This window comes from Frigoribacterium sp. VKM Ac-1396, from assembly GCF_015350895.1.
Lineage (GTDB): Bacteria > Actinomycetota > Actinomycetes > Actinomycetales > Microbacteriaceae > Frigoribacterium.
Genome location: NZ_JADKSD010000001.1, coordinates 894347 through 905935, shown reverse-complemented (window position 1 = coordinate 905935; position 11589 = coordinate 894347). Strand labels below are relative to the sequence as shown.

The following is an 11589-nucleotide window of genomic DNA, read 5'->3' as shown; positions in this document are numbered from 1 at the left end:
CGTCCCGACACCCCATCGTCAACACCCAAGGAGAACCACCACCGTGACTGAAATCGTCTACGACAACGACGCCGACCTGTCGATCATCCAGGGCAAGAAGGTCGCCGTCATCGGCTACGGCTCGCAGGGCCACGCCCACGCGCTGAACCTCCGCGACTCGGGCGTCGAGGTCGTCGTCGGGCTCAAAGAGGGTTCGAAGAGCCGCGCGAAGGCCGAAGAGGCCGGCTTCACCGTGCAGACGCCCGCCGAGGCCTCGGCCTGGGGCGACGTCATCGTGATCCTCGCGCCCGACCAGGTGCAGCGCCACGTCTACGCCGACGACATCGCCCCGAACCTGGCCGACGGCAAGGCGCTCGTCTTCGGCCACGGCTTCAACATCCGCTTCGGCTACATCGAGGCGCCCGAGGGCGTCGACGTCCTGCTGGTCGCGCCCAAGGGCCCGGGCCACACCGTGCGTCGTGAGTTCGAGGCCGGCCGTGGCGTCCCCGTCATCGTCGCCGTCGAGCAGGACGCCTCGGGCTCGGCCTGGGACCTCGCCTGGTCGTACTCGAAGGGCATCGGCGGCCTGCGCGCCGGCGGCATCAAGACCACGTTCACCGAAGAGACCGAGACCGACCTCTTCGGCGAGCAGGCCGTGCTCTGCGGTGGCACCTCGCAGCTCATCCAGTACGGCTTCGAGACCCTGACCGAGGCCGGCTACCAGCCGCAGATCGCCTACTTCGAGGTGCTGCACGAGCTCAAGCTGATCGTCGACCTCATCTGGGAGGGCGGCCTGGCCAAGCAGCGCTGGAGCGTCTCCGACACCGCCGAGTACGGCGACTACGTCTCGGGCCCCCGCGTCATCACGCCGGACGTGAAAGAGAACATGAAGGCCGTCCTCGCCGACATCCAGTCGGGTGCCTTCGCCAAGCGCTTCATCGACGACCAGGACGCGGGCGCCCCCGAGTTCCAGCAGCTCCGCAAGAAGGGCGAGGAGCACCCCATCGAGGCCACCGGGCAAGAGCTGCGCGCCCTCTTCGCCTGGAAGCAGCAGGACAACGACTACGTCGACGGCAGCGCCGCACGCTGATCGACGTCACACCCGAACCACCCGCGAGGGCCCCGCACCACCCGGTGCGGGGCCCTCGCGCCGTCGGTCGGCCCGACGACCTCGTGGCATGATCTAAGGCATGGCTCACAGCAAGAAGGCCGTGCACTTCGGCGCCGGCAACATCGGTCGGGGCTTCGTCGCCCAGTTCCTCCACGCGAGTGGCTACGAGGTCGTCTTCGCCGACGTGAACGACGATCTGATCGGGGCGCTGCAGTCGCAGCCGTCGTTCGAGGTCCACGAGGTGGGCGAAGACAGCCGCACCACCGTCGTCGACGACTACCGGGCGATCAACAGCCGCACCGACGAGGCCGCCCTGGTCGCCGAGATCGCCACGGCCGACGTCGTGACGACCGCGGTCGGCGCGCGCATCCTGCCCTTCGTCGCCCCCGTCATCGCCCAGGGCCTTGCCGCGCGGTCCGCCGACCTCGCCCCCCTGGCCGTCATCGCCTGCGAGAACGCCATCAACGCGACCGACTCGCTGGCCGTCGCCGTGCGCGAGCACGACCCGGCCGAGCACGCCGTCTTCGCCAACTGCGCCATCGACCGCATCGTCCCCGAGCAGGCCGGCGGCACGCTCGACGTGACGATCGAGTCGTTCTTCGAGTGGGTCGTCGAGAGCACCCCCTTCGGTGAGCACCGTCCCGAGATCCAGGGGGTCACCTGGGTCGACGACCTCGAGCCCTTCATCGAGCGGAAGCTCTTCACGGTGAACACCGCCCACGCGGCAGCCGCGTACCACGGGTTCCGCAAGGGGCTCGCGAGCATCCGCGAGGCGCTCGACGACGCCGAGGTCATGGCCGAGGTCCGCGGCGTGCTGGCCGAGACCAAGGCCCTGCTCGTCGCCAAGCACGAGCTCGACGCCGACCAGCAGCAGGCCTACATCGAGAAGAACCTCGTCCGCATCGCCAACCCGCACCTGCCCGACACCACCGAGCGGGTCGGCCGCAACCCGCTGCGCAAGCTGAGCCGTCACGAGCGGTTCGTCGGTCCGGCTGCCCAGGCCGCCGAGCGCGGGCTGCCCTCCGACGCCCTCGTCCGCGCCGTCCGCGCCGCCCTCGACTTCTCGGTGCCCGACGACGTCGAGAGCGTCGAGCTGCAGTCGCTGCTGAGCTCCGGCCTCGGCGCCGACGAGCTGACGCGCACACTGACCGGCGTCCAGGACGACCACCCGCTGTATCCCGCCCTGCTCGCGGCGGTCTCGTCCAAGCTCACGGCATGACGCCTGCCGAGCCGCAGGCTCCGGCCGGCGGTGACCCCGACGACGCCCTGACCTGGGGCGACGAGGCCGACAGCAGCCACGTCGAGGGACCTGCTCCGTCGGCCCGGGTGCGACGGGTCCGGGCTCGTGACGGCGCCGACGGTGTCGACGAGACCGACGACGAGACCGACGACGACGTCGACGAGACGGACGACGACGACGGTCCCGCCGTGATGAGCTCGGGCTCCCTCATCGTGCACGGCGTCTTCGGCGGGGTCTTCCTGCTCTGGGCGGCCGGCTGGATCGTCGCCGTGGGTGACTTCACGAACCCCTTCACCGACGCGATCTCGTCCGTCATGTGGAACCTCGGCGAGCTCTTCGCCGTCGCCGCACCCCTCGCCTGGTTCGTCGCCGTCATCGTGCTGGTCCCCACGGTCCGCACGCGACGCCGTCTCGCCGTGATGGCCCTCGGTGCGCTCCTCGTGGCACCCTGGCCGCTCGTCATCGGGGGTTCGGCATGAGCGATCTCAGCCGTGCCTCCGTGCCCGGGGCGGGTCACGACCACGACGCCGTCTCGGTGACGGCGGGCGACGCGAGCGAACCGGGCCGCGCCTCCTTCTTCTTCTACCTGGCGGTCGCGATCGTCTTCGCCGCGTTCTTCGCGTTCGACCTGTTCGAGGCGATCTCGAACCTGGCGCTTGTGCCGCAGGTCTTCACGCAGAACAACGACTTCTACCGCGAGAACGGGCTCGACGGTCTGATCGTGCAGCCGCCGTGGCTGCCGCTGATCGTCGGGGTGGTCGTGCCACCGCTCGCCTTCGTCGGCGCGATCGTCGTCGGACGCCGCCACGAGCTCTGGAAGTTCACCCTCGTGCTGTTCGCCGCCCTGGGTCTCGTGGCGGCCGTCTCGCTCACGCTGACGGCCTACGTCACCACCGTCTGACCCCGGCCGAGGAGGCGCGGGTCGCCTCGTCGACGGCGCTCGGCACCACCGCGTCATGTGGACGTCACACGCCGGACGAGTCGATAGAGTCGTGGGCAGCCGCGCCCACGGCGCGTCGCGGCCCCTGACCGAACACCACCCAGAGAAGGACGTCCGCCCCGTGGCCAAGCCCGTCGTGTTGATCGCAGAAGAACTGTCACCCGCAACCGTCGAGGCCCTCGGGCCCGACTTCGACGTGCGATCGGTCGACGGCACCGACCGCCCCGCCCTGCTGGCGGCCCTGGCCGACGCCGAGGCGATCCTCGTCCGCTCGGCGACCCAGGTCGACGCCGAGGCCATCGCGGCCGCACCGTCGCTCAAGGTCGTGGCCCGCGCCGGCGTCGGTCTCGACAACGTCGACATCAAGGCCGCCACGACGGCCGGCGTCATGGTCGTGAACGCGCCGACCTCGAACATCATCTCGGCCGCCGAGCTGACCGTGGGGCACATCCTGAGCCTCGCCCGGCACATCCCGGCCGCCCACTCCGCCCTGGCGCAGGGGCAGTGGAAGCGCTCGAAGTACACCGGCGTCGAGCTCTACGAGAAGACGGTCGGCATCGTCGGGCTGGGCCGCATCGGCGCCCTCATCACCGCGCGCCTGCAGGCGTTCGGCGTGAACGTCGTCGCCTACGACCCCTACGTCACCCCCGCCCGCGCCCAGCAGCTCGGCGTGACGCTGCTCTCGCTCGACGACCTGCTCGCCGCGAGCGACTTCGTCACGATCCACATGCCGAAGACGCCCGAGACGACCGGCATGATCGGACTCGAGCAGATGAAGGCCATGAAGAAGTCGGCCTTCGTCGTGAACGTCGCCCGCGGCGGGCTCATCGACGAGGACGGCCTGTACGAGGCCCTCACGACCGGCGAGATCGCCGGGGCCGGCCTCGACGTGTTCGTGAAGGAGCCCCCGGTCGACCAGAAGCTGCTCGGTCTCGAGAACGTCGTGGTCACTCCGCACCTCGGCGCCTCGACCGACGAGGCACAAGAGAAGGCCGGCGTCTCGGTCGCCCGGTCGGTGCGCCTCGCCCTCGGGGGCGAGCTCGTGCCCGACGCGGTCAACGTCGCCGGTGGCGTGATCGACCCCTACGTCCGCCCCGGCATCCCCCTGGTCGAGAAGATCGGGCAGGTCTTCTCGGGCCTCGCCGACAGCCCGCTCACGAGCGTCGACGTCGAGGTGCGGGGCGACCTGGTCGAGTTCGACGTCAGCGTGCTCAAGCTGGCGGCGCTCAAGGGCATCTTCACCAACATCGTCAGCGAGTCGGTCAGCTACGTGAACGCGCCGCTGCTCGCCGAGCAGCGCGGCATCACGGTGCGGCTGCTGACCGACCCCACCAGCGACGAGTACCGCAACGTCATCACCCTGCGCGGATCGTTGAGCGACGGCTCGCAGATCTCGGTGTCGGGCACGCTGACCGGCACGAAGCAGGTCGAGAAGATCGTCGAGATCAACGGCTACGACGTCGAGGTGCCCATCGCTGCCCATCACCTCGTGATGGTCTACACCGACCGTCCCGGCATCGTCGCGGTCTACGGTCGCGAGTTCGGCGACGCCGGCATCAACATCGCCGGCATGCAGATCGCCCGCCGGAGTGCCGGTGGCCAGGCGCTGAGCGTGCTCACCATCGACAGCCCCGCGCCCGACGAGCTCGTCGAGAAGGTCCGCGTGGCCATCGACGCGCAGGTGTTGCGCGAGATCGACGTCACGCTCTAGCCACCCCGGACGACGAACCGCCCCGCCCTGGCCGTGCCGGGGGAGGGGCGGTTCGTCGTCCGGGCGCCGGACGTCCGGTGCCGTGCATCCGGCACTGGGCCTAGAGCTCGAGGGACTCGTGGGCCTCGAGCTTCACGGCGTCGCCGCCGACCGACTGCGCGGACGCCTTCATGCGGTCGAAGTGCATGGCGAGTCCGGGCGCGGAGAGGGTCTGCTCGTGGGTGGGGAACGCCAGGCGGGGTTTGACGGCCGCGACGTAGTCGATGACCTCGGCCACCTTGAGCCAGGGGGCACCGACGGGCGCGGCCAGGACGTCGACGGGCACGGGCGGGACGGTGAACTGGTCGCCCGGGTAGAACAGCGACCCGTCGACGAGCACGCCGACGTTGTCGATCACCGGGATGCTCTCGTGGATGACCGCGTGACGCGAGCCGTAGAACGCGAGCGTGAACGGGCCGACCTCGACGGTGTCGCCCTCGGCGACCACGTGCACGTCGAAGGACTCGGCCGCGGCGGCCACGCCCTCGGGCCCGTAGATCGTGGCCGACGGGTTCGACGCCAGCAGGTTCGTCAGCTGGTCGGGCGTCCAGTGGTCGGCGTGTTCGTGCGTGACGACGACGGCGTCGACGTCGTGCAGGTCGACCAGGGGGCTCGTGAACGAGCCCGGGTCGACGACGAGCTTGCGGCCGTCCTTCTCGAGGATCAGGCAGGCGTGTTCGAGTTTCGTGAGGCGCATGAGAGCGACTGTACGCGCGTGTGCAGGGGCAGACCCGGCACGCCGACGGCCCGATTTGTGACGGGCTGGCGCGGTGTGGCATACTCGACGAGTTGCAAATACGGCCCCATCGTATAGCGGCCTAGTACGTCGCCCTCTCACGGCGGTAACACGGGTTCGAATCCCGTTGGGGTCACCAGCACCACCACGACACCGCTCGGCTCCCGCCGGGCGGTTTCGTCGTTCACGGCAGTCGTCGCAGTCATCGCAGTCATCTCAGACGTCGCAGTCGTCCCAGGCGTCGCAGCCCCCGGGGTGACGACGAGCAACGGCCCGACTCCGTCGTGATGACGTCGTCGGGCCGCGGCCGGTCGGGCGGGTCGGCTCAGCCCTTCGTGGCACCCGCGAGCAGGCCACGGACGAAGAAGCGCTGCAGGGCGAAGAACACGATCAGCGGCACGATGATCGAGATGAAGGCCCCGGCCGTGAGCAGCTCCCACGACTGCCCGTACGACCCCGAGAGGTCTTGCAGGGCCTTGGTGATGGGCAACCCCTGACCCGACGTGAAGACCGTCGCCACGAGCAGGTCGTTCCAGACCCACAAGAACTGGAAGATGCCGAACGAGGCGATGGCCGGCATCGACAGCGGCAGGACGATGCGGAAGAACACCTGGCCGTGACCGGCTCCGTCCATGCGGGCGGCCTCGATGACCTCGGCCGGGATCTCCGAGATGAAGTTGTGCAGCATGAAGATGGCGAGGGGGAGCGCGAAGATCGTGTGGGCGATCCAGACCTTGGCGTACGAGCCGTCGAGGCCGTTAACCCCGAGCCCCGGCAGGATGTACAGCCCGCCGATGCGCAGGCCGTCCGAGAAGAGCCGGAGCAACGGCACGAGTGCCATCTGGATCGGGACGATCTGCAGGGCGAACACCAGGACGAAGATCGTGTTGCGGCCCTTGAACTCGATCCAGGCGAAGGCGTACGCGGCGAGGCTCGCGATCGTGATGGGGATCAACGCCGCGGGCAGGGTGATGACCAGCGAGTTGAGGAAGGCCTTGCCGAGGGTGAGGCTGTCGCCCGAGTTGAGGGCGTTCACGTAGTTGTCGAACGTGAAGCCGGGGTTGGCGAAGACGGTCCACCAGCCGGTGGTCTTGATGTCGTTCGCCGGGCGGAAGGACGAGATGAACAGCCCTGCGGTCGGCAGGGTCCAGACCACGGCGATGATCAGGGCGGCGATCGTCGCACCGCGGCTCGTCGTGCCGCGCTTGAGCTTGCCGCTCGAGCTCTCGATGCGGGCGACGCCGCGCTTGAGCTGTCGCTCGGTGCCCGAGCCGACCGAGACCCCGATCGGGGTGGGTGTGGCGCTCATCGGATCTCCCTCTGCTTCTGGATCTGGCGGGCGTTGTAGATGACGATCGGCAGCACGAGTACGAACAGGATGACCGCGAGGGCCGAGCTGTAGCCGGTGCGGCTGCCGAGCTGGAACTGCCGGACCATCTCGAACGCGAGGATGGTCGTGTCGTTGCGGCCGCCGGTCATCGCCGAGACGATGTCGTAGACCTTCAGCGACGCGATCGAGATCGTGGTGAGCACGACGATGATGGTCGTCCGGATGCCGGGCACGGTGATGTGGCGGAACGCCTGGAAGCCGTTGGTGCCGTCGAGCGACGCCGCCTCGAGCTGTTCGGCCGGGACGCCCTTGATGGCCGCCGACAGCACCGTCATGGCGAAGCCGGCCTGCGTCCAGATCAGCACGATCACGAGAAGCAGGGTGTTCCACGGTTCGAGGCCGAGCCAGTCGACGGGCTGCCCGCCGAAGGCGACGAGGATGCCGTTCAGCAGGCCGATCTGGTCGCCCTGGCGGATGTCGTAGAAGAACTTGAAGATGATCGAGGCGCCGACGAACGAGATCGCCATCGGCATGAACACCAGCAGCTTGAGGAACTTCTCGCCGCGGCTCTTGTCGATGAACACCGCGTAGGCGAGACCGATCGCCGTGGCCGTGATCGGGGCCAGCAGCACCCAGATCAGGGTGTTGCCGAAGGCGGTGAGCCCGTCGGGGCTCGTGAACACCCAGACGAAGTTGTCGAGCCCGGCGAAGCCCGAGCCGTCGTTCTTCATGAAGGCCTGCCCCGCGGTGGTGATCGTCGGGTAGATCAGGCCGATGATCAGGAAGAACACGGCGGGCGTCATGAACGCGATGAGCTGCAGCGAGTAGCCGGCGCCGCGTTTCGAGCGGTAGTCCAGCAGGAACAGCCCGCCGCCGAGGACGGCGGCGATCGCGGCGACCCAGATCACCGAGTTGTAGAGGCCGAAGGCCATCAGGACGACCACCGGGACGACGACGCAGACCGCGAGGCGGATGATCGTGTACTGCAGCCCGCGTCGTGGCGCGAACTCGACGAAGACCAGCACGACGGCCACGAGGGCGGTGAAGGCGACGAGGATCAGGGGGATCTGGGCCAGGGGCGGGATTCCCGCCAACCACTGGAAGAAGCTGGACATCTCTGTCCTTTCACGTTCGGGTCCGAACAGGGCGCGACCGTCCACCGCCGCCGGGGACGGCGGTCGGGCGCGGGGTCAGGGGCCACCGACTCGCGGTGGCCCCTGAGACGCGGGTGTTACGAGGTGTAGCCGGCCTGGATCTCGCTGAGGACCGAGTCGGTGTCGGTGCCGTCGATCCAGTCGACCATGCCCTTCCAGAAGCTGTCGGAACCGACCGACTTGGGCATCAGGTCGGAACCGTCGAAGCGGAAGGTGGTGTCGGTGCCCTGCAGGATCTCGACGGCGCCCTTCAGCAGGTCGCTGCCGGCGTTCTCGGGGTCGAGGCCCTTGTTGGCCGAGATGACGCCACCCAGCGAGACGCGGCTGTTCGCCCAGTCGGCGCTGGCGAGGTAGGCCTGGACCTTGGCGGTGTCGTCGTCGTTCGAGAACGCGGCGACGAACTCACCACCACCGGTGACGGCGGCGGGGTCGTCCTCCTTCATCGGCGGGGTCAAGAAGGCCCAGACGTCGCCGTCCTCGGCGACCGTGGCGGGCTGGCCGGACGCGTTGTTCGCGGCGGTCAGGAAGCCCTCGAAGAACGAGGCCTGGTGGGTCAGGGCGCAGCTGCCGTTCGCGACGTTGGTGGCCACGTCGCCGAACGCCGTCGAGTTGATCGACTTCACGTCGCCGTACCCGGCGTTGACGAGGTCGGGGTCGAGCAGGATCTCGCCGACGGAGTCGAAGGCGTCCTTGATCTCGGGGTCGGTGAACTTCGTGTCGCCCGCGACCCACGAGTCGTACGCGTCGGGCCCGGCCTCGCGCAGGACGAGGTCCTCGACCCAGTCGGTCCCGGGCCAGCCCGAGGCCTCACCCGAGTTGAACCCGGCGCACCAGGACGGCCCGCCGGTCTTCTCCTGGATGGTCTTCGACAGGGCGACGAGGTCGTCGTAGGTCTTCGGCACCTCGACACCCCACTCCGCGAACTTGGCGGGGGAGTACCAGACGTAGCCCTTGACGCTGGCCATCAGCGGGGCACCGTACTGGGTGCCGTCGACCTGGCCGTACTTCTGCCAGTCCTCGGACCAGCCCTCTTTCACGTTGGCGAGGGCGTCGGCGGGCAGCTCTTGCACCTTGCCCGACGCGACCGTGTCGGCGAGCAGTCCGGGCTGGGGGAAGATCGCGAGGTCGGGGGTGTCGCCGCCCTGGACCTTGATGCCGATCTGCTTCTCGAACTCTTTGTCGCCCGTGTACTTGATGTCGATGTCGTTGGCCTTCTCCCAGTCGGCCCACGACTGTTCGAGCAGGGTGGCCTCGTCGCCGTTGATCGTTCCGTAGACGTTGACCACACCGTCGGCCGTCCCGACGTCACCGGCACCCGCGCCTCCGGCGTTCGGGTCGTTGGGGTCGGCCGTACCGGAGCATCCGGCCAACAGGAAGCTCGACGCCGCCAAGATGGCCAGGGGGCCCGTGAAACGGCGGTGCAGGGATGCTCGCATGGGTTTCTCCTCGTTGAGTTGCCAGGGCGGACCACGACCGTGCTGTCGGCGTCGTCCGCCGCGCGTCGTCGTCGACGCGCGTCGACGATGAGTGTCACACACTCGCAGGAGGCGCGCAACCGCGTCTGCTAGTGACGGTCCCGTCGGGGTGCGGTGCCCGACGTCCCTCGCACCGTCAAGCGGGGGCCGACCAGTACCTGGGGAGCGTCGAGACGGCGGCCCTCGATCCGATCGACCAGGTCGTCGACGGCGGCCGCGGCGATCTCGGTGCCCGGGGGAGCGACCGTCGTGAGCGGGGGAGACGTCATCTCGGCGGCGAGGTCGCCGATGCTGAGGGCGACCACCGTGACGTCCGCCGGGATCGACCGGCCGGCCGTCGCGGCCGCCTGCACGAAGCCGGCGAGGGCCGTCTCGTTGAAGGCGATGACGGCGGTCGGCCGGTGTGGCGACGAGTCGAAGGCCGCGAACGCCTCGCGACCGCCGGGCACGGAGTTCTCGGCGGGGTGCGTCTCGACCTCGAGCCCTCGGCGCCGTGCGGGCCGGGTGAGCGATGCGGTGGCCCGACCCAACGGCCCGGAGCCCCGCTCGGGTGCCTCGATGGCCTGGCTGAGGAAGAACACGTGCCGGTGCCCGAGGTCGGCGACGTGGTCGACGGCGAGGCGGCCGAGCGCTTCGTAGTCCGCGTCGACGAACCAGAGGCCTTCGACGTCGTCCGGACGGCCGATGTTGGTGAACGGCAGGCGCGAGCGCCTCAGCACGGCCACGCGGTCGTCGTGTGAGGTGAGTTCCATCAGGATGACTCCGTCGACGAGCCCCTCGCTCACCAGGCTGCCCAGGCCCTCGACGTCGTCGATGGGGTTCGACCAGAGCAGCAGGTGGTAGCCCCGGCGCCTCGCCTGGTCGGTGGCGGCCGCGACGTACTCGAACTCGGACGAGGTCACGCCCCGGCGGCCGTACGGGTAGTGCAGGGCGAGGATGCCGCCCCGGGCACCCGCGAGCCCACGCGCGAAGGCGTTGGGCGTGTAGTTGAGCTCGGCCATGGCCCGTTCGACGCGTTGGCGCGTGGCGGCCGAGATCGTCCGCCGACCGCTGATGGCGTACGAGACGGTGCTCGACGAGACGCCCGCGAGACGCGCCACGTCGTCGCGGGTTGCCGGCATCCTCGTCCACCTCGTCGTCGATCGTGTGCACAGCATACGAGTGACGGGCAGGCGGCCCGTTCAGCGACCCTCGCGGGCCGCGGGGTGGTCTAGGCGGGCCAGACGGGGCGGAACTGCACGCTGATGCGGGGCCCGACGGCCTTCTTCGTCTTGGCGATCGCGTGTTCGTGGGTGCGTTGGCAGCTTCCGCCCATCACCAGCAGGTCGCCGTGGCCGAGCGGGAAGCGCCGGGTCGCACCCGTCGCCCGGGAGCGCACCGCCAGCGTGCGGGGCGCCCCGAGCGAGAGGATGCCGACCATCGTGTCGCGGTCGAGGGTCCGGCCCACGTGGTCGCCGTGCCAGGCGATGCTGTCGTCGCCCGTGCGGTAGAAGCAGAGCCCCGCCCGGTCGAAGCGCTGCTCGGCCGGGGCGCCGCGCTCGTCGGCGTAGTAGGCGTTGAGGTCGTCGCGTGCCCGCGCCAGGACGGGATCGGGCAGCGGGTCGCCGGCGTCGTAGGACGAGACCAGCCGGGGCACCTCGACGACGCGGTCGTACATCTGTCGTCGGTCGGCCCGCCACGGGACGTCGGTCACGAGGCGTTCGAACAAGGCGTCGGAATGCGACGCCCAGGCCGGGACGACGTCGAGCCACGCGCCCTCGCCCAGGTCGAGGTGGTCGACGCGACCGGAGAGCGGCGCGAGGTCGGGCCCGTCGGACAGGCCGTCGAACAGCGAGGCGGTGAAGGCGATGCTCATGCCCATACCCTACGTCACG

At 69.6% G+C, this 11589-nt stretch carries 11 protein-coding genes and 1 tRNA gene; 6 read left to right on the top strand and 6 right to left on the bottom strand.

The window, feature by feature from the left end; all coding sequences use genetic code 11:
• The first annotated feature begins 43 nt into the window (after positions 1–43).
• The 5 genes from ilvC (at position 44) to serA (ending at position 4981) form a co-directional block, all read left to right on the top strand.
• Positions 44–1069: a ketol-acid reductoisomerase gene (gene ilvC, locus ITJ55_RS04210; protein ID WP_194594206.1), complete on the top strand. Its 1026-nt coding sequence runs from the start codon at positions 44–46 to the stop codon at positions 1067–1069.
• 100 nt (positions 1070–1169) lie between these two features.
• Positions 1170–2309 (top strand): mannitol-1-phosphate 5-dehydrogenase, encoded by a 1140-nt coding sequence (locus ITJ55_RS04205; protein ID WP_194594205.1) that lies wholly within the window; start codon positions 1170–1172, stop codon positions 2307–2309.
• Positions 2306–2809 (top strand): hypothetical protein, encoded by a 504-nt coding sequence (locus ITJ55_RS04200; protein WP_194594204.1) that lies wholly within the window; start codon positions 2306–2308, stop codon positions 2807–2809. The genes ITJ55_RS04205 and ITJ55_RS04200 overlap by 4 nt, the downstream gene beginning before the upstream one ends.
• Positions 2806–3231, top strand: a complete 426-nt coding sequence (locus tag ITJ55_RS04195) for a hypothetical protein (protein WP_194594203.1) — start codon at positions 2806–2808, stop codon at positions 3229–3231. Before ITJ55_RS04200 ends, ITJ55_RS04195 begins: the two co-directional genes overlap by 4 nt.
• 160 nt (positions 3232–3391) lie before the next feature.
• Positions 3392–4981 carry a phosphoglycerate dehydrogenase gene (serA, locus tag ITJ55_RS04190; protein ID WP_194594737.1) on the top strand — a complete coding sequence of 530 codons (1590 nt, stop codon included), beginning with the start codon at positions 3392–3394 and terminating at the stop codon, positions 4979–4981.
• Between the two features lie 100 nt (positions 4982–5081).
• Here the strand turns inward: serA and ITJ55_RS04185 are convergent, their stop codons facing one another.
• Entirely contained in the window at positions 5082–5717 is a 636-nt protein-coding gene (locus tag ITJ55_RS04185) for an MBL fold metallo-hydrolase (RefSeq protein ID WP_194594202.1), read from the bottom strand.
• 102 nt (positions 5718–5819) lie between these two features.
• On the opposite strand from ITJ55_RS04185, the gene ITJ55_RS04180 reads away from it, so the two are divergent.
• A tRNA-Glu gene (locus ITJ55_RS04180) sits at positions 5820–5895 on the top strand.
• Between the two features lie 186 nt (positions 5896–6081).
• Here the strand turns inward: ITJ55_RS04180 and ITJ55_RS04175 are convergent.
• The 5 genes from ITJ55_RS04175 to ITJ55_RS04155 form a co-directional block, all read right to left on the bottom strand.
• Complete coding sequence (locus ITJ55_RS04175) at positions 6082–7065, bottom strand: carbohydrate ABC transporter permease (protein WP_056257367.1); 984 nt, start codon at positions 7063–7065, stop codon at positions 6082–6084.
• On the bottom strand, positions 7062–8201 hold the full coding sequence (locus ITJ55_RS04170; RefSeq protein WP_194594201.1) for a carbohydrate ABC transporter permease: 1140 nt from the start codon (positions 8199–8201) through the stop codon (positions 7062–7064). The genes ITJ55_RS04175 and ITJ55_RS04170 overlap by 4 nt, the downstream gene beginning before the upstream one ends.
• 116 nt (positions 8202–8317) lie before the next feature.
• The gene (locus ITJ55_RS04165) at positions 8318–9676 is read right to left on the bottom strand and encodes an ABC transporter substrate-binding protein (protein ID WP_194594200.1); all 1359 of its coding nucleotides are present in this window, start codon (positions 9674–9676) and stop codon (positions 8318–8320) included.
• Between the two features lie 128 nt (positions 9677–9804).
• Positions 9805–10836 carry a LacI family DNA-binding transcriptional regulator gene (locus ITJ55_RS04160; RefSeq protein WP_194594199.1) on the bottom strand — a complete coding sequence of 344 codons (1032 nt, stop codon included), beginning with the start codon at positions 10834–10836 and terminating at the stop codon, positions 9805–9807.
• 89 nt (positions 10837–10925) lie between these two features.
• Positions 10926–11570, bottom strand: coding sequence for an alpha-ketoglutarate-dependent dioxygenase AlkB (locus ITJ55_RS04155; protein WP_194594198.1), 645 nt, complete (start codon positions 11568–11570; stop codon positions 10926–10928).
• Positions 11571–11589: the final 19 nt, after the last annotated feature.